Source organism: Neorhizobium populisoli (assembly GCF_019430945.1).
GTDB classification, from domain to species: Bacteria; Pseudomonadota; Alphaproteobacteria; order Rhizobiales; family Rhizobiaceae; genus Neorhizobium; species Neorhizobium populisoli.
The window spans coordinates 470,018-487,325 of sequence record NZ_JAHYCB010000005.1; the positions used below are offsets into that span (position 1 = coordinate 470,018).

Consider the following 17,308-nt stretch of genomic DNA (forward strand, 5'->3'; position numbering starts at 1 on the left):
GGTCACGACGTGATCCGGCGGCACGGTGTTTGGCGGGCTTGCGCGGAGAATACGGGTATTTGTCCAAAACTAAAAAGGCTGCCCTACAAGAGAGGCGGCCTTTCATATTTTTGAACACTGACGGCGCGCGCTCAGTCGCCGCTCAGCGTTTCTCTTCCAGCACCCGGTTCGCCGCCGAGACGATCGCCTCCAGCGAAGCCGCCACGATGTTCTTGTTCACACCGGCGCCGAACAGTTTTCCGCCCGGATGCTCCATCTCCACATAGGCGATGGCCGAAGCGTTCGAGCCGTGCTGCAGCGAGTGCTCCGAATAGTCGTTCACGGAGAGCTCAATGCCGAGATAGGTCGACAGCGCGTTGATAAAGCCGTCGATCGGGCCGGTTCCCTTGCCCTCGATGCGCTTCACCTCACCGCCGTCGGTGATCTCGGCAGCCACGACCCGGATGCCCCTATGGTCGGCGCCGGCCGGATAGGTGTGGTGATCGACGAATTTTAATCGCGCACCCGGCTGCTCGACATAACGCTCCATAAAGCGTTCGTAGATCTTCTTCGAAGGAAGCTCCTTGCCCTCTTCGTCGGTAATCCGCTGGATTTCCTCACGATACTCGACCTGCAGGTTGCGCGGCAGGTTCAAGCCGTAGTCTTCCTGCAGGATATAGGCGATGCCGCCTTTGCCGGACTGCGAGTTGATACGGATGATCGCCTCGTAAGACCGGCCGACATCGCGCGGATCGATCGGCAGGTAAGGCACTTCCCAGACCGGATGATTGGCGACCTTGATCGCCTTCATGCCCTTGTTGATCGCATCCTGGTGGGAGCCGGAAAACGCGGTGTAGACCAGCTCACCGACGTAAGGATGACGCTCCGGAATGACCATTTCGTTGGAATATTCGTAGACGGTCTTGATCCGCTCGATATCGGAGCAATCCAGTTCCGGATCGACGCCTTGCGTGTACATGTTGAGCGCCAACGTCACGACGTCGACATTACCGGTGCGCTCGCCATTGCCGAATAGCGTGCCTTCGACACGATCCGCACCCGCCATCAGGCCAAGCTCGGTCGCGGCAATGCCGGTGCCGCGGTCGTTATGGGGATGCAACGAGATGATGATGTTTTCGCGGTTGTCGATCTGTCGGCACATCCACTCGATCTGGTCGGCGTAGATGTTCGGCGTCGCCATCTCGACGGTCGACGGCAGGTTGATGATCAGCTTGTTGTCGGCGGTCGGCTTCACTTCGGCGATGACCGCATTGCAGATTTCCAAAGCCACTTCCAGCTCTGTACCGGTAAAGCTCTCCGGCGAATACTGGAAACGGTAACCGCCGCCAGCCTTTGCTGCCATGTCGGTGATCATCTTGGCAGCATCCACCGCGATCTGCTTGATGCCATTGACGTCCTTGGCGAACACCACGCGGCGCTGCAATTCAGACGTCGAATTGTAGAAGTGGATGATCGGCTTGTGGGCGCCCTGCAACGACTCGAACGTCCGGGTGATCAGCTCGGGCCGGCACTGAACCAGCACCTGCAGGGAAACATCCTCCGGCACGCCGCCCTCTTCGACGCACCAGCGGGCAAAGTCGAAATCGGTCTGCGAGGCCGACGGAAAGCCGATCTCGATTTCCTTGAAGCCCATGTCGAGCAACAGCTTGAACATGCGGGCCTTGCGGTCGTGGCCCATCGGGTTGACCAGCGACTGGTTGCCGTCGCGCAGGTCGACCGAGCACCAGATCGGCGCTTTGTCTATGACCTTCGAAGGCCAGGTGCGGTCGGGAATGTTGATGGTCGGATAGGCGCGATATTTCATCGCCGCGCTGGGCATGCCGGATTTCTGGGAGGAGTTGTTGGCGTCCATGGTCGTCGTCTCTTCTCGCTTCACGCGTCGAACGGCACCCATCAAGGGAAAAAGCCGTCGCTGACACGGACCTTTATCGGTCTAGTATAGCAGGGTCTTGAATGTTCGTGAGAGGAGCTCTTACGCCGGGCGGGCTTTTCGGCCGCCGGGCGCTCCTCAACGGACCCGGCAACCGCGCGTAAGGTCGAGGCTAAGAAGCGAGGAAAGCGCAAAGAACCGTACCCCGGCCGCGGTGCGGCTGGTGAAGGAACGGTCAGACATGATTGCGCCTGTCATGATCATGGCAGGATGTATAGCCGTGGCCGAAAAACGTGGCAAGCCCTTGGTTCACGTTTTCGCCGGCCGGATGAAACGTGTGAGCGCCATCATAAGCCCGCCGGCAACCAGCCCCCAGAAAGCCCCGGAAACACCGGCGAATGAGGTTCCGGAAGCAGTGACGAGGAAGGTGATCGCCGACGCCTCCCGCGTTTCCGGCTCCCTATAAGCGGCAAACGCCGCATTCGAAAACGCCCCGATCAGGCCAAGGCCTGCGACCGCCTGCAGGAGAATCGGTGGCGCCAGAGACACGAAGGCGATGATGCCCCCGGCGATCAGACCCAGCACGATATAGCCAAAGCCGCCGACAATCGCTGCCCAGTAGCGTTTGGCCGGATCAGGGTTCGCGTCGTCGCTGCAGCACATCGCCGCCGTGATCGCCGCCATATTGACCGGCACGCCGCCGACCAGTCCGCCGAGAATCGAGAACATGCCCGTTCCGGCAAACAGCACGCCGGGTGGCGGCTCGTAATGATGCACCTTCAGGATGGCGATGCCGGGAATGTTCTGCGAGGCCATGGTGACGATAAACAGCGGGATCGCCACCGAGATCGCTCCATGGATCGTGAAGACCGGCGCAATGAACGTCAGATCCGGGTGGATCGCGGCACCGATCTGCGCCATCGCATCCGGTGGCAGATCGACGCCGAAGATCAGCACGAGGATCAGGGCGCCGAGCGAAGCCGGTACCGCCCAGAGCCGCCAGCGGGCGACGACCACCATCCAGGTCAGCACGATCGGCAGACCGAGCGCCGCATTGAAGGCGACCGCCTTTACCGGCGCCAGGCAGAGGCTGAGCAGGATGCCGGCCAGCATGGCATTGGCGAGTGGCGCGGGAATTGCCCGGATCGCCCGCCCGAGCGGCCGGAACAGGCCCGACAGGACGATCAGCGCGCCGCAGATGACGAAGGCGCCGACAGCCGCCGGAAATCCGCCTTCGATCATGCCGATACCGGAAAGCAGCGCCGCTCCGGGCGTTGACCAGGCGATGCTGATCGGCATGCGCAGCCAGCTTGAAAAGACGATCGCCAGAAGGCCCATCGACACCGACTGTGCTAACAACGCCGAGGCGATTTCAGGCGCGCTCGCACCCATCGCCTGCAGGCCCTGCATGATGACGGCGAAAGAGCTGATGAAGCCGACGAACGCGGTGAGAAGCCCCATCATCAGGGCGGAGACGGAAAAATCCTTGAGCATGCCGAGAACTCGTCAATTCGAAAGTCCGCATGGAGCATAAGGCTGCGGCGAAACGCAAGGTGTTACCGGGGCAATTCGGTTCGCTTCCAGCCATGCTTCTGGACGGTGGCAATCGGCGCTTGTAGAACTGCGGGAAACACTTGGAACATTTCTTCGAATATTCGCATACGTTGATACTTTCGAAGTAAGTTTATTCCATCCTCCTGACAAAGTTCGTGCCGGCCGGCTGCGTTACTCGCGCCGCATTGGCACAACCACAGCCCGGGACCAAAGATGAGCCTACCGACAGGTCGACTTGAAAAGATCGAAATTGCGCGGGAATCCGATTTTTCCCATCAGCAGCTTTATTTCATTCTCTCAGCGCTGCCCGATCCCTGTTTCATCCTCACCCGCAGCGGCCGCTATGCGGCGATTTTCGGCGGCAAGGACAGCCGCTTTTATCACGACGGCAGCAGCCTGATCGGCCGCAACATCCACGACGTCCTGCAATACGAAAAAGCCAATCGCTTCGTGCGTGAGATCGACAAGGCGCTCGCTTCCCGCACCCTGCACATCGTCGAATACAGTCTTTCGGGCAGTGACATCAAAGGACTGGAAAGCGCCGGGCCGGGCAATGCCATCTGGTTCGAAGGCCGGGTGCAGGCCCTGGATTTTCCGGTTGACGGCGAGGACGCCGTCATCTGGGTGGCCAGCAACATCACCGAGAAGAACGCCGTCGAAAACCGGTTACGCCATCAGAGCGAAACGGATGCGTTGACGGGTTTCTTCAATCGCCGCAAGCTGATGGACGTGCTGGCGCTGAAATTCGAGCTTTTCCAGGAAGAACACATTCCGACATCCGTGCTGATGTTCGACATAGACCACTTCAAGACCGTCAATGACGAACTCGGCCACGCCATGGGCGACGCGGTGCTGCAGGCGATCGCCGATGTCTGTCGGCGCGAGCTGCGCAAGACGGATTTCCTGGCCCGTCTCGGCGGCGATGAATTCGTGGTCGTCATGCCGGCGACGCATCGCGAACATGGCATCGTCATCGCCAACCGGCTTCGTCAGCGTATCGCTGCGGAGATCGGCGATACGCTGAAACACCATTCAACGATCAGCGGCGGGCTCAGCGAATTCGAGCGCAGCGACACCTCATTCGAGGACGTCATGAAGCGGGCGGACGACGGGCTTTACCGCTCGAAGCGGGCCGGTCGCAACCAGATTTCGACAATCTGAGCAATGCTCGCGTTTGTATTCTTGTCCGACATTGCAAATGCAAATTAGATAATCTTAAAGTTTCTGGGCCATATTTTTCGGGCACCACCGGAAACACCAATGACGTCATTGCCTTTCATCAGGAAGTTCCAGTCCTCCCGCCCAAATCTTCTCGGCCTTAGCTACTTCATCCCAGCTATCCTTGCTGTGGCGGGCGTGCTGATCGGTGTGGTCCGCGCCGACATCGAGAAGCGCGAGCAGTTTCATGTCGCCCAGCAGGTCAAGGCGGCCGAACAACTTGCCAAGGTCGCGGCCAGCCTGGAAACCAACATTCACGGCAACGTCAACCTGATCTACGGTCTCGTCGCGGCGGTTGCAGCCAATCCGAACATGACGCAGCCGCAGTTCTCGGCTCTGTCCGAACGTATTCTCGGCGTTCCATCACAGCTCAGAAACCTTGCCGGGGCGCAGGATCTGGTCGTCAATCTCGTCTATCCTGACGAGGCGAACCGCTCGACCATCGGCCTCGATTATCGCGCGAACGAGGCCCAGCGCGACGCAGTCAACAAGGCGATCGAACGGCGCACCCTTATTATTACCGGCCCCGTTAACCTCGTGCAGGGCGGCACCGGGCTGATTGCGCGCTATCCGGTCTTCACGCTTTCCAGCGGCCGTTTCTGGGGCATTATTTCAGCCGTCATCGATCTCAACCGGCTCTACACCGACAGCAATGTCAACACGCAGCGCCAGACGCTCGATATCGCCATCGCCGAGCGCCCGATACCCGGTGAAAAGGACATTTTTCTCGGTGATCTCAAGGTGTTTTCCGACGATCCCGTCAAGAGCCGCATCGAACTCGGTTACGACACCTGGTATCTCGCAGCCCGGCCGAAGGGCGGCTGGGAGGCATTGCCGTCCGATATCATCAGTTTCCGCCTGACTGCGCTTCTGATCACCATTTCTATCGTTGCCCCGCTCATCTGGGCGGGTATCCTGATGAAACAGCGTCACCGCAACATCATCACCCTGCAACAGCGCGAAGAACAGCTTGAAACCCTTTCGCAGCGCCTGGAAATGGCGCTGGAATCATCGTCCGTTGGTGTCTGGGAATACGAACCTTCCACCAATACGCTCATCTGGGATCGGCGAATGCGCGATCTGTATGGAGTGCCACCGGAGAAGGCGGTCTGCGACTACAGCGACTGGCGCAAGGCCCTGCATCCCGATGACCTCGAAATAGCGGAAGCGGATTTTGCGAGGTCGGTGCGTGAAGAAGTAAGCTATCTTACCGAATTCCGCATCGTAACGCCGGAAGGCCACATCCGTCATGTCCGCGCCCATGGCGCGACCTATCGCACCACGAGCGGCGTCAAGCGCGTCGTCGGCGCCAATTGGGACGTCACACATGACGTGACGCTGAACACAGAACTTCGCAATGCCCAGGCCAAGGCCGAGCGGCAGAACGACGAACTGCGCTCCGCCCGCCGCACCCTGGAACACCAGTCGCTTCACGATGCCTTGACCGGCCTGCCGAACCGCCGTTTTCTCGACCAGTTCATGACCTCGGAAGAGGCCGCCCCCTCCGATCACCGTCTGGCGTTCATCCATATCGATCTCGACCGCTTCAAGGAGGTCAACGACACGCTCGGCCATGCCGCGGGCGACGCCGTGTTGCGCGCAGCGACCGCGCGCCTTCTGAAACTGATCGGTCACGACGAGTTCGCCTCCCGCATCGGCGGCGACGAATTCGTGGTGGTAACGGGCGGCAAGGAGCCGCTGGAGCGGGCGCAACATCTCGCACAGGCGATCGTCAAGGCGCTGGCAAAACCGATCGACATCGACGACCACCACTGTCGGATCGGCTGCAGCGCCGGCATCGCCTGCCAGTCTTCGCCGGACGAAAACCTCGCTCAGCTGCTGATCAACGCCGATATCGCGCTGTATGAAGCCAAAAAGCATGGCCGCAACCGCGTCGAAATCTTCTCGGAGAAACTGCGGTCGGCCGCCATCCTGACCAAACGGCTTTCCGACGAATTCCTGACGGCGCTGGAACACGACGAGATCATCCCTTATTTCCAGCCGCAATTCGATGCCAACTCCCTGGCGATCGTCGGCGTCGAAGCGCTGGCCCGTTGGGACCACCCCACCCGTGGAGTGCTGTCGCCGGACAAGTTCCTGGGTATTGCGGAAACCCTGCATCGTGCCGGCGATATCGATACCGTCATTCTCGAAAAAGCTCTTTTCGAGAAAGCCCAGTGGCAGGCAGCGGGTCTCGATATCCCCCACCTCTCGGTCAATATCTCCGCACAGCGCCTGAAGGATTAGCGGCTGTTCAAGCGGCTTGCCGAATTGCCGATCCTGCCCGGCACGCTATCCTTCGAACTGCTCGAATCCATCTCGTTCGAAGGCCAGGACGAGAGCCTGAAAAACGCTATTCTCAAGCTCAAGTCCTTCGGCATCGACATCGAGATCGACGATTTCGGCACCGGCCATGCTTCGATCGTCAGCCTGCTGGAGCTCGGCCCGAAGCGTCTGAAGATCGACCGCAAGCTGGTCGCCCCGCTCGAAGCCTCCGGATCTCAGCGCCGGCTGGTTGCCTCGATCGTCGAAATCGGCCGCTCGCAGGGCATCGAGATCGTCGCGGAAGGTGTCGAGACGGCCAATCACGTGGAAATCCTGCGCAGCCTCGGCTGCCACGTTCTGCAGGGTTATGCGTTTGCCAAGCCGATGTCGCCAAAGGATCTCGTCGCATTTGCAAGCAATTGGCAGAGGGGCGAACGAACATTCGCCGATCTCTCCCCTCCCGCGAAATCGAGCCGCCGCAAGATCGCCTGATCCGCCGGCACTGACTTCGAACGCTCTCGCCAAAAACCTCTTGACCCGGCCCCTGGGACCGCGCCGATAAGGCATGCGGTCAACAACCGAAGAGGTGATTCCTTGAGTTCTTCCGCACGCTATCTCAACCCGTCCGAAGCCGCCGAGCGGCTTGGGATTTCGCAGAAAGCCCTGAGGCTTTACGAAAAGCAGGGGCTTCTGACGCCAGACCGGACCGCAGCGGGCTGGCGGACCTATGGTCCAGCCGAAATGGCTCGGGCCACGGAGATCGCCGCCCTCAGGGCACTCGGCCTCAGCCTTGCCCAGGTGAAACGCGTCCTGAACGGTGATCCGCAGTCGCTTGCGCCAGCGCTTGCCGCGCATCAGAAAAAACTTGAAGAAGAGCTCGGCCGGCTTGCCACAGCCGTTGCCACCGTACGCGACCTGCGCAGCAACCTCGCCGACGGCCATCCGCCGCGGATGCACGAACTTTCGCGCCTCGCCCGGCCGGCCTCCGAAGCGCTCGCCACCTTCGATCTTCCCTGGCCTTGGGGCGGCGAACGTTTCGAGCTCCGTGACGTGAAGCCGCTCAACTTCATCATCGGGCCGCTCGGCTCCGGCAAGACGCGACTTGCCCGGGCGATTGCCGACAACCTGCCGGGCGCCGTTTTCATCGGCCTTGAAAGAGGCGCCGACGGTGGTGCCGGAGCGCTCGCGCGCATGGCGGCGGATCCGGACCTCAAGGCCCGCGTCGAACAGACGATCGCCTGGCTTGTGGAGGAAGGCGCTACGACATCCAGCGACCTCACAGCCCTCGTCGTGACGCTGGAAACGAGCCGCGAGGAAACCGCGGTCATCGACATGATCGAGCAGGGTCTCGACCAGGAAACACAGGAGGCGGTGATTGCCCATCTGCGCCGTCGTGGCGCGGGAGCAAGGCCGATCTTCATGCTGACCCGCTCCTCGGCAATCCTCGATCTCGCCGAAATCGGCGCAGACGAAACGATCACGCTCTGCCCGGCCAATCACAGTCCGCCGACGCGTGTCATGCCGATACCCGGCGCACCCGGTTACGAAGCGGTGGCGACGTGCCTTGCCACACCCGAAGTCCGGGCCCGCACGGAAGGCGTGATCGCCTTCAGGCCGCAGATCGCCTGAGCCTGATCAGGCTTCCTCAACAGGAACCGAAAGTGGCGGGCCGAGAAATTCGACCTGCCATTTTTTCGCGAAAGCATTCAGCGCCTCCGTATCCGGACGGCCGTCGCGCATCACGTCCGCAAGCCCGGTGAAGAAGCTTTCCGCATCAAGCCCCGGCTGGATGAGGATATACTGGCGAGCTGGTTTATCTGTAACATTGACGAAGGCATGCACCGCACCGCCCGGCACGGTAATCACGTCCCCCTCCTCCGCATAGAACTGCTCTCCATCGACCTCGAAAAGGTATCGGCCCTCCATTACGCGGAACACTTCGGTTTCCGTATGGCGATGACGCGGCGGGCCGAAACCCGGCGCATTCACCGTATCGATGAAGCAGAACTCACCGCCTGTGGTGGATGGCGCGACACGCACCTTGAGATCGAGCCCGATCGCTGGGATCAGAATGCTGTCTTCGCTGGCCTTGGAATGAGATTTGGGAATGGTCGTCATGGGCAAAATTCCTGCAGGCAAAAGAAAACCCCCGCCGAAGCTCGGCGGGGGTTTGTTGTTTCAAGAGATCGTTCTCAGATTTCGCTCTGGGACGTGACGATCTTCGAGACCAGACCGTAGTCCTTCGCCTCTTCGGCGGAGAGCCAGAGGTCGCGGTCGATGTCCTTGGCGATCTTTTCTTCCGACTGGCCGGTGGCCTTTGCATAGATCGCGATCAGGCGCTTGTTCATCTTGATGATTTCGCGGGCCTGGATCTCGATATCGGAGGCCATGCCGCGCGTGCCGCCGGACGGCTGATGGATGAGGAAGCGGGTATTCGGGAGCGAGATACGACGCTCCTTCGGAACCGCCACATAGATCAGCGAGCCCGCGGAAGCGACCCAGCCGGTACCGATCATCCAGACCTTCGGCTTGATGAACTTCACCATGTCATGGATCGAATCGCCCGATTCGACGTGACCGCCAGGCGAGTTCACGTAAACGCGGATGTCTTCGTCGCTGGCCGCGGCAAGCGCCACAAGCTGCGTATTGACCTTCTGCGCCAGTTCCTGGGTGATCGGCCCATAGATGAAGATCGAACGCGACTTGAAAAGGTTCGCCTCCGTTTCCTTGCCGAGCGGCAGTTCCTTGGTCTTGTCGTCCTTGTCGTCTTCGTCGTCGAGCACGGTCAATGTCTCCTGCATCAGATTCATATACGGGACATAATGTGTTCGCGGCCGTAAAACAATGGAGACGAGGTCTAAGACGGCAACCTTCCAGAGACTAAGGTGAATGACGTAGTTACCAGCCGGACTGCAATGCCGTTGCGTGTGGACAAGCCCAATCCGCCTGCCCTATCTTTCCTTCATTCCGCATGATGGAAAAATAACAAGGGGACCCAAGATGCTGAAACGCCTTCCACTCGCCGCCGCCGTGTTCGCGGCCGCTGCTGCGCCCGCCTTCGCCCATCTCAATCCGGAAGAGCACGGATCGTTCATGGCCGGTGTCTCGCATCCGCTGTTCGGTTTAGACCATATTCTGGTCATGGTCGCCGTCGGCCTCTGGGCCGCTCAGATCGCCGCCGGCGAGAGCAGCCGCAAGGCACTGTTCCTCGTTCCGACCGCTTTCGTCTGCATGATGGCTTTCGGCTTCTTCCTTGCCGTCTCCGGCACTGAACTTCCCTTCGTCGAACCGGCGATCCTCGCCTCCGTCATCGCCCTCGGCCTATTGGTCGCCATGGCCACCCGCCTGCCGACCGCGGCCTGCGCTGCCATCGTCGGCCTTTTCGCGCTTTTCCACGGCCATGCGCATGGCGGCGAACTCGGCTCGGCCGGTGCCATGCAGTTCGGCATCGGCTTCATGATCGCAACCGCCTTCCTGCATGTCGCCGGCATCGCGCTCGGCCTCGGCATTGCCCGCTTCAGCCCCTATGTCGCCCGCATCCTCGGCGGCATCACCGCACTGGCCGGCCTGTCGCTCGCCTTCAGCTAAGCCATCGCATTACCGAAATGTAAGGGATTCCCGCTTTGAAAAGCGGGAATCCCATCCTACTTCCTTGATGACACCAACCTGTTGAAACAGACAGGGCGCCAAGGAGGCACACATGTCACCGGAAGAACGCCAGCTTCTCACCACGCTCTTTGATCGTGTCCGCACCGCATCAGCCACGCCGCGCGATCGCGACGCGGAAGCCTTCATCGAGCAAGGCACCCGTGAGCAGCCCTACGCGACCTATTACCTGGCCCAGGCCGTGATCGTGCAGGAAAAAGGTCTGGAAGCGGCCGCCAACCGCATCCGCGAGCTTGAAGAGCGTGTCCAGCAGCTCGAAGCAAACGAGAGTGAACATCACCGCGGCGAACAGAGCGGAGGTTTCCTGAGCTCCATCTTCGGCTCCGGTCAGTCGCAGCAGAGCGCTTCCGCCAATGCGTCCGGCCCATGGGGCAGTCACGAGCCGCGGCAAAGCTACCGCACCGGCAGCGACTATAACGACAGCTATCGCGCGCCTCCCCCACCGGCAGGTCCCTGGACCCAGCAGGCCGCGCCGTCTGCCGGGGGCAGCTTCCTGCGCGGCGCACTCGGAACGGCCGCCGGCGTCGCAGGCGGCATGCTGCTTGCCAATTCGCTTTCCAGTATTTTCAGCAGCCACACCAATGCACTCGGCTGGGGCTCCCCCTTTGCCGGCAGCAATCCCTTCGGCACGCCTGAAGCTCCGGCGCAGGAAACCGTCATCAACAACAACTATTTCGGCGATGATGCGGTTCGCGAAGCCGCAGGCGACAGCAACGATCGCTCTGGCTCGAACGACAACGGCGGCTGGCAACAGGCCGATTATGACGACAACGGCCAATCGGACAACGGCGATTTCGGCGGCGGCGATGATTCGTTGAATGTCTGAAGGACGTGTGGCGACCAACGGAGAATCCAAAACCTATTGCAGTATTCCCGTCGTGCGCCGTACACCGCTACGAAACCTGACGCGGGAAGAAGGTGTTTGATGGGGGCTTTCTATGTGAACTGCTGCGTTCGAGGCGCAATTTCGCAGGAGATTTTAGATTTTTTACGCCGTCATGACCGAAGCGGATATGTAGGGCCGACCGAAAACGGCTGGGCTGCATTTGTAGCAAGTGATCTGGAAAAACAGAACGACCGGATCACAACAAGCTATGGCGAAGCGATCACACATGACACCGATCGCATCGCCGTAGTCTTTCTTTGCCACGATGAAGACCTTTTAAAGATCACCCTTTTTGCCAGAGGCAAGAAATTGGGCGAGTTCGATTCCAATCCCGCTTATTTTTACGATCACGGGGAATTTAATCCAGACACGATGACCTTCTCAAATCCGCCACCTAGCGAGGAACAGTCGAAGCCAAAGCTAGATGGCGCTGATGAATTCGCACGGTTTTTTGAACTCGATGGAGATGTCATCGAGCAGCTCTCAACGCCGAACTTGATCGAAGGGGCGATTGAACTGCATGCCCGTTGGGCTGAGGCTATCGGTGTGCCCGCCTACTCCGTAGGTATGGGTTTTCGATATGTTGAAAGAGCTGAGAGCGATGTCGAATGGACCCGAAGGTAAGCCGCCAACATAGACGTGTGTTTTCTCACCCACGTCCCCGATAGGTCGCCACCCCCTGCTCCGGCAGCCAGACGCCCTTCGGAGCCTCACCCGTCTGCCAGAACACATCGATCGGAATACCGCCGCGCGGGTACCAGTAGGCGCCGATCCGCAGCCATTTCGGGTCGAGAAGATCGACGATCCGTTTGGCGATATAGATCGAGCAATCCTCGTGGAAGGCACCGTGGTTGCGGAAGGAATGCAGGAAGAGCTTCAGCGACTTCGATTCCACCAGAAACCCGTCCGGAATATAATCGATGACGATATGCGCGAAATCCGGCTGGCCGGTCATCGGGCAGAGCGAGGTGAATTCCGGCGCGGTGAAGCGCACTACATAATCTGTGCCCTGGTTGCCGTTCGGCACCTTTTCCAGCACCGCCGTTTCGGGGCTCGCCGGAGCCTCGACCTGATTGCCGAGCTGCGACAGCCCGCTGACATCCGTCATCGTCATTTGCCCATTCCTTCCAAACCTGTCAGTCCTTCGACGTCGACCTTCTGTCCATGGGCGTGCTCCGTTTCAGGTTCCACATGGATGGCCAATGTGGCGCCCGGAATAATCCCTTTGATCGCATCTTCCAAGCGGTCGCAGATATGATGCGCCTCTTCGACCGTCATATCCGCCGGCACGACAAGGTGGAAATCGATAAACGCCGCGGCCCCGGCCCGGCGCGACTTCAGGTCGTGGACGCCGAGAGCACCGACCGAGTGCAGGGTAATCGCCTCGCGCACCGCCGCTTCCTCGTCCGGCTCCAGCGCCTTGTCCATCAGCCCGCCCAGCGAGTGTGAGATGACCTTGTAACCCTGCCAGATGATATTACACGCGACCAGAATGGCGAGGATCGGGTCGAGCACCGCATTGCCGGTGATCAGCACCAGGATCAGGCCGATAAGAACACCGGCCGAGGTCACGACATCCGACATGATGTGCCGCCCGTCAGCTTCCAGGGCGACAGAACGATGCTTGCGCCCCTCGCGGATCAACGTCTGCGCCCAGACGGCATTGATGACGGCGGCGATCGCATTGATCCCGAGACCCAGAGCCGGGGCTTCCGGCAGCTTCGGCGACACCAGCCCCTGCCAGGCCTCGTTGATGATCAGCATCGCGGCGATGACGATCAGCACGCCTTCGACCACCGCAGACAGATATTCTGCCTTGTGATGGCCGAACTGATGGTCGTGATCGGCCGGCCGCTGTGCATAACGGATCACGAAATAAGCCATCACGGCCGCAGCAACGTTGACGATCGATTCCAGACCGTCCGACAGCAGCGCCACCGAGCCCGTCACCCACCATGCCAGCATCTTCAGTGCGATCACGACGATCGAGATAGGAATGCCCCAGAAGGCCAGTCGCTCAATGATGTTGCTGTCTTTCGTCACGTTTTCATTCCTTGTTGCGCGTGCGAACGATTTGCAAAACGCAAAGCCCAAAACGACGAAACCGCCGCGGCGAGAAGCATCTCGCCGCGGCGGTTTCGGATGGCGTGCATATGACTCAGATCCTTCCGGTTGTCAAAGAGAAGAATGAGCAAAACCTAAAGCACGATGTGCCGACTTTGCGACACGCCGTCAGCCTTAAAATTTAACGTTAAGCCTACCTTCAGGAAATCCAGCAGGACGCCACTTCCGTATATAGATTAGACAAAACTAAATCGGGGTCGGGAGGAGCGTACCACCATGAAGTTCTTCGTCGAAATCGACCGCGAGACGATCAAGCAGATCGACGTCACCATGCAGCCGGGGCCTGTTTTCCGCGCCCGGATCAGCCTGCTTCTCGATCGGGGCCGGCAAGCAGGCATCTCCCTGACCGAACTGAAGGGAACCCCGGCACTCCGCAACTTCCTCGAAAGTCAGGGCGTCGCGGAAGAAGCGATCATTGCGGAATTGGGCGAAAAGCCGCAGAGGACCAGCCATCGCTGGCATCTCTCTGCGACAACGCTCGCCTGCTTCGTTCTGGCAGGCGGAAGCATGGCGCTGGCGCATTACTGGATGTGAGGGAAACTCCCCTATCCGAAGATCACCGCCATGCCGATACTGTCGATGAACTGGCCATCGATCTTCACCTCGTCGCGCGCCACGCCCTCACGCACCAACCCCACCTTCTCGTAAAGCGCGATCGCCCGCGTATTCGTCGCATAGACCTGCAACTGCACCCGGTGGAAGCCCCGCTCCTTCGCTAGATCGAGCGCCGCGATGATGAGCCGCGTACCAAGCCCCTTGTCGCGATAACCCGGAATGATGCCCATGCCGAGCGTGCCACAATGCGCATGCGTCGGCCGATCGCTGCGGCGAATGTCACACCAGCCAACCACCTTGCCGCCGTCCACGGCCACCACTTGCGGATGGCCGCCGCTGATCATGTCCAGCACGAAAGGCCGCACATTCTCCAGCGGCGGCGCTTCGAGGAAGCTCAGATATTTGCGCTCGCGCGAGACCGTATCGAGAGCATGGTGGAAGCTCTCGATATGCTCTTCACGGATATGTTCGATCGCAATTTCATCTCCTGAAATCATCTGCCATCTCTTATGAATTCAATCTTCTCAATGCCGGCTTTTATCGAGCCGTAAGCTCCATAACATTGGCCGAAAAAGAGTTCCAAATCACTAGGCGAGTTTGTGTCACTATCCTCGCCCTGACGTAAATGGGGGCGAGAAATAACCAGTCGATTGATGACGTTCTGATGGCCGAAATCCTTGAGGTCGATGTCGATCCATGGCTTCAGGCTGAAAGCAAAAGTTGCCCATCGGTCTCCGTCAGTGACAGCGAGGACGAGCTTGCTGCCGCTGGCGTAATCGAGCGTCAGGCTGACGATCTCCGCATCATGGAAACCCGCCCAATCCTTCAAAAACGTCAGGACAGCATCTCCGCCGGGTATTTCCTTCAGCAAAGCTGCCGTCTGGGCTCTCTCGCGCTCTTTTTCGGCCTGGATGTCCGCATCCATCACGCCGCCTTCGTCTCGCGCTTCCTGGAAAGATGCGCCACGACATTCTCGATCATCCGCATGCCAGCATCACCGCCGAGCGTCATGATCGATTCCGGGTGGAACTGCACCGCCGCGATCGGTTCCCGGGCGTGCTCGAAACCCATGATCGTGCCGTCTTCGCTTTCCGCCGTGATGATGAAATCGGCCGGCAGAGTCGTGGGGTCGGCAAAGATCGAGTGATAGCGGCCGACGGTGACTTCCTTGGCGAGACCGGAGAACACGATGCCCGGCTCCAGCACGCGGATGCGTGACGGTTTGCCGTGCATCGGCAGCGCCAGATGGCGAAGCTCGCCGCCATAGGCTTCGGCAATCGCCTGCAGGCCGAGGCAGACGCCGAAGATCGGCAGGTTTCTCGCCCGCACCTTCTTGATCGTTGCCTTGCAGTCGAAATCCTTCGGATTGCCGGGGCCGGGCGACAACACGACGAGGTCCGGATCGAACTGGTCGAGCACCTCTTCCGCGACCGGCGAGCGCACCGTCGAAACTGTCGCCCCCGTCTGGCGGAAATAATTGGCGAGCGTATGGACGAAACTGTCCTCGTGATCGACGAGCAGGATTTTGACGCCGAGCCCGACGCGTGCCACGTCGCGGCCGGCCTTGCCGGTATTACCGGAGCGGGCATCGCGGATCGCGGCAATCATTGCCGAAGCTTTGAGTTCGGTTTCGGCCTCTTCCTCGTGGGGATCGCTGTCGTTCAAAAGCGTCGCTCCTGCCCTTACCTCTGCAATGCCGTCCTTGACGCGAATGGTGCGCAGCGTCAGGCCGGTATTCATGTCGCCGTTGAAGCCGACCATACCGATCGCCCCGCCATACCAGGCGCGCGGGCTCTTCTCATGGCTTTCGATGAAGCGCATCGCCCACAGCTTCGGAGCACCGGTAACGGTGACCGCCCAGGCATGGGAGAGGAAGCCATCGAACGCATCCATATCCGGCCGCAAACGGCCTTCGATATGGTCGACCGTGTGGATGAGGCGCGAATACATCTCGATCTGGCGGCGGCCGATCACCTTGACGGAACCCGGCTCGCAGACGCGCGATTTGTCGTTGCGATCGACATCCGAGCACATGGTGAGTTCGGATTCGTCCTTCTTCGAGTTCAAAAGCTTCAGGATCTGCTCGCTATCGGAAATCGCATCCTCGCCGCGTCTGATCGTGCCGGAGATCGGGCAGGTCTCGATACGACGGCCCGAGACACGCACGAACATTTCCGGCGAGGCACCGACCAGATATTCCTGTTCGCCTAGGTTGATGAAGAAGGAATAAGGCGACGGATTGATCGCCTTCAGCCGGTTGGAAATCTCGGATGGCTTCGAGTCACAGCGCTCCATGAACTTCTGACCGGGCACGACCTCGAACAGGTCACCGCGACGAAAACTTTCCTTCGCTTTGGTGACGAGAGCGGCATATTCGCCCGGCTTGTGATCGCCCTTAGGCGGGATCGTATCGGTGCGTTTGAACGGATCGGGCGCGATCTCGGTCGATTGGCCGTCCGTCGTCACGTCACCCTTGGAAAAGTCGTAACGGTCGATCCAGGCCTTGGCGGCATGGTGGTCGACGACGAGGATTTCGTCCGGCAGGTAAAGCACCATGTCGCGCTGGTCTTCCGGGCGCTGCATGGAGAGCTTGATCGCGTCGAACTGGAAGGCCAGATCGTAGCCGAATGCACCGAACAGGCCTATCGCCGAATCCGCTTCCGAATAGAAGAGATCGACCACGGCGCGCAGCACGGTAAACACCGTCGGCATCTTGGAGCGCTCTTCCTCGGTGAAGATGCGCGAAGGCTCGTTGACGGTAAGGTCCAGCCGCCGCGACGTCTGCTGACCCAGAGTCAGGTCGGCGACGGTCTTCAATTTGTCGGCGACAAAGCCGAGCAACACTTCACCGCGGCCATTATAAGCATCGATCCAGACCTTGCGCCCGTTGGAGGAAAAGCCCAGCGGCGGATCGGCGATGGCCGTATCCCAACGGGTGTAACGGCCCGGATATTCGTAATTGGAGGAGAAAACCGCGCCACGGCGCTCATCCAGCCGGTCGACATAGGAAGAGATCGCAGTCGCATAATCTGCCGCGCGCCGCTGACGGCTGACGGTGAGCCCGCCCCTGGTCTCGTAGGTTTCCGAACCGTCATCCCGAATGATCGTTACCATTTGTCCTGCCTCTTCGATCGTATGGTCTCAAGCCCGATCCCTGAGCGGCCAACAAA

The 17,308-nt window shown here is 60.0% G+C and carries 15 protein-coding genes and 1 pseudogene; 7 read left to right on the top strand and 9 right to left on the bottom strand.

Annotation, left to right across the window (positions count from 1 at the left end; genetic code table 11):
- Positions 1–142: 142 nt before the first annotated feature.
- Both leuA and KX729_RS16455 read right to left on the bottom strand, forming a co-directional pair.
- Entirely contained in the window at positions 143–1,852 is a 1,710-nt protein-coding gene (gene leuA / locus KX729_RS16450) for a 2-isopropylmalate synthase (RefSeq protein ID WP_219743546.1), read from the bottom strand.
- A gap of 327 nt (positions 1,853–2,179) precedes the next feature.
- The gene (locus KX729_RS16455; RefSeq protein WP_219743547.1) at positions 2,180–3,364 is read right to left on the bottom strand and encodes a benzoate/H(+) symporter BenE family transporter; all 1,185 of its coding nucleotides are present in this window, start codon (positions 3,362–3,364) and stop codon (positions 2,180–2,182) included.
- A gap of 273 nt (positions 3,365–3,637) precedes the next feature.
- Between KX729_RS16455 and KX729_RS16460 the strand changes: the two genes are divergently transcribed.
- The 3 genes and pseudogenes from KX729_RS16460 to KX729_RS16475 all read left to right on the top strand — a co-directional run bounded on the left by KX729_RS16460 (position 3,638) and on the right by KX729_RS16475 (position 8,536).
- Positions 3,638–4,585: a sensor domain-containing diguanylate cyclase gene (locus tag KX729_RS16460; RefSeq protein WP_219743548.1), complete on the top strand. Its 948-nt coding sequence runs from the start codon at positions 3,638–3,640 to the stop codon at positions 4,583–4,585.
- 369 nt (positions 4,586–4,954) lie between these two features.
- Positions 4,955–7,399 (top strand): annotated as a pseudogene (locus KX729_RS16465) (bifunctional diguanylate cyclase/phosphodiesterase).
- 102 nt (positions 7,400–7,501) lie between these two features.
- Complete coding sequence (locus tag KX729_RS16475; protein ID WP_219743551.1) at positions 7,502–8,536, top strand: MerR family transcriptional regulator; 1,035 nt, start codon at positions 7,502–7,504, stop codon at positions 8,534–8,536.
- A gap of 6 nt (positions 8,537–8,542) precedes the next feature.
- On the opposite strand, the gene KX729_RS16480 is transcribed toward KX729_RS16475, so the two are convergent.
- Together KX729_RS16480 and KX729_RS16485 are read right to left on the bottom strand one after the other, a co-directional pair.
- Positions 8,543–9,025 (bottom strand): cupin domain-containing protein, encoded by a 483-nt coding sequence (locus KX729_RS16480; protein ID WP_219743552.1) that lies wholly within the window; start codon positions 9,023–9,025, stop codon positions 8,543–8,545.
- A gap of 74 nt (positions 9,026–9,099) precedes the next feature.
- Complete coding sequence (locus KX729_RS16485) at positions 9,100–9,690, bottom strand: ATP-dependent Clp protease proteolytic subunit (RefSeq protein WP_312991092.1); 591 nt, start codon at positions 9,688–9,690, stop codon at positions 9,100–9,102.
- Between the two features lie 217 nt (positions 9,691–9,907).
- Here KX729_RS16485 and KX729_RS16490 point away from each other — a divergent pair, with 217 nt between their 5' ends.
- The 3 genes from KX729_RS16490 (at position 9,908) to KX729_RS16500 (ending at position 12,083) form a co-directional block, all read left to right on the top strand.
- A complete protein-coding gene (locus KX729_RS16490) occupies positions 9,908–10,495 on the top strand; it encodes a HupE/UreJ family protein (RefSeq protein ID WP_219743554.1) in 588 nt (195 codons plus the stop codon).
- A 112-nt stretch (positions 10,496–10,607) separates the two neighbouring features.
- Positions 10,608–11,399 carry a DUF2076 domain-containing protein gene (locus KX729_RS16495; RefSeq protein ID WP_219743555.1) on the top strand — a complete coding sequence of 264 codons (792 nt, stop codon included), beginning with the start codon at positions 10,608–10,610 and terminating at the stop codon, positions 11,397–11,399.
- A gap of 99 nt (positions 11,400–11,498) precedes the next feature.
- On the top strand, positions 11,499–12,083 hold the full coding sequence (locus KX729_RS16500) for a hypothetical protein (RefSeq protein ID WP_219743556.1): 585 nt from the start codon (positions 11,499–11,501) through the stop codon (positions 12,081–12,083).
- 25 nt (positions 12,084–12,108) lie between these two features.
- Here the strand turns inward: KX729_RS16500 and queF are convergent, their stop codons facing one another.
- Both queF and KX729_RS16510 read right to left on the bottom strand, forming a co-directional pair.
- Entirely contained in the window at positions 12,109–12,573 is a 465-nt protein-coding gene (gene queF, locus KX729_RS16505; protein ID WP_219743557.1) for a preQ(1) synthase, read from the bottom strand.
- A complete protein-coding gene (locus KX729_RS16510) occupies positions 12,570–13,502 on the bottom strand; it encodes a cation diffusion facilitator family transporter (RefSeq protein WP_219743558.1) in 933 nt (310 codons plus the stop codon). Before KX729_RS16510 ends, queF begins: the two co-directional genes overlap by 4 nt.
- Before the next feature lie 297 nt (positions 13,503–13,799).
- On the opposite strand from KX729_RS16510, the gene KX729_RS16515 reads away from it, so the two are divergent.
- Positions 13,800–14,117, top strand: a complete 318-nt coding sequence (locus KX729_RS16515; RefSeq protein WP_219743559.1) for a hypothetical protein — start codon at positions 13,800–13,802, stop codon at positions 14,115–14,117.
- 11 nt (positions 14,118–14,128) lie between these two features.
- Here the strand turns inward: KX729_RS16515 and KX729_RS16520 are convergent, their stop codons facing one another.
- From KX729_RS16520 to KX729_RS16530, 3 genes are read right to left on the bottom strand one after another with little or no spacing between them, the layout of a single operon-like run.
- Positions 14,129–14,635, bottom strand: coding sequence for a GNAT family N-acetyltransferase (locus tag KX729_RS16520; protein WP_219743560.1), 507 nt, complete (start codon positions 14,633–14,635; stop codon positions 14,129–14,131).
- Positions 14,632–15,063 carry a hypothetical protein gene (locus KX729_RS16525; RefSeq protein ID WP_219743561.1) on the bottom strand — a complete coding sequence of 144 codons (432 nt, stop codon included), beginning with the start codon at positions 15,061–15,063 and terminating at the stop codon, positions 14,632–14,634. The genes KX729_RS16520 and KX729_RS16525 overlap by 4 nt, the downstream gene beginning before the upstream one ends.
- Positions 15,063–17,252, bottom strand: a complete 2,190-nt coding sequence (locus KX729_RS16530) for an anthranilate synthase (protein ID WP_219743562.1) — start codon at positions 17,250–17,252, stop codon at positions 15,063–15,065. The genes KX729_RS16525 and KX729_RS16530 overlap by 1 nt, the downstream gene beginning before the upstream one ends.
- Positions 17,253–17,308 lie beyond the last annotated feature (56 nt).

Bases quoted from the DNA above. Each gene is read 5' to 3' on its own strand.
- KX729_RS16480 (WP_219743552.1), bottom strand. From the start codon at position 9,025: ATGACGACCATTCCCAAATCTCATTCCAAGGCCAGCGAAGACAGCATT.
- KX729_RS16455 (WP_219743547.1), bottom strand. From the start codon at position 3,364: ATGCTCAAGGATTTTTCCGTCTCCGCCCTGATGATGGGGCTTCTCACC.
- KX729_RS16495 (WP_219743555.1), top strand. From the start codon at position 10,608: ATGTCACCGGAAGAACGCCAGCTTCTCACCACGCTCTTTGATCGTGTC.
- KX729_RS16525 (WP_219743561.1), bottom strand. From the start codon at position 15,063: ATGGATGCGGACATCCAGGCCGAAAAAGAGCGCGAGAGAGCCCAGACG.
- KX729_RS16515 (WP_219743559.1), top strand. From the start codon at position 13,800: ATGAAGTTCTTCGTCGAAATCGACCGCGAGACGATCAAGCAGATCGAC.
- KX729_RS16460 (WP_219743548.1), top strand. From the start codon at position 3,638: ATGAGCCTACCGACAGGTCGACTTGAAAAGATCGAAATTGCGCGGGAA.
- KX729_RS16490 (WP_219743554.1), top strand. From the start codon at position 9,908: ATGCTGAAACGCCTTCCACTCGCCGCCGCCGTGTTCGCGGCCGCTGCT.
- leuA (WP_219743546.1), bottom strand. From the start codon at position 1,852: ATGGACGCCAACAACTCCTCCCAGAAATCCGGCATGCCCAGCGCGGCG.
- KX729_RS16530 (WP_219743562.1), bottom strand. From the start codon at position 17,252: ATGGTAACGATCATTCGGGATGACGGTTCGGAAACCTACGAGACCAGG.
- queF (WP_219743557.1), bottom strand. From the start codon at position 12,573: ATGACGATGACGGATGTCAGCGGGCTGTCGCAGCTCGGCAATCAGGTC.
- KX729_RS16520 (WP_219743560.1), bottom strand. From the start codon at position 14,635: ATGATTTCAGGAGATGAAATTGCGATCGAACATATCCGTGAAGAGCAT.
- KX729_RS16500 (WP_219743556.1), top strand. From the start codon at position 11,499: ATGGGGGCTTTCTATGTGAACTGCTGCGTTCGAGGCGCAATTTCGCAG.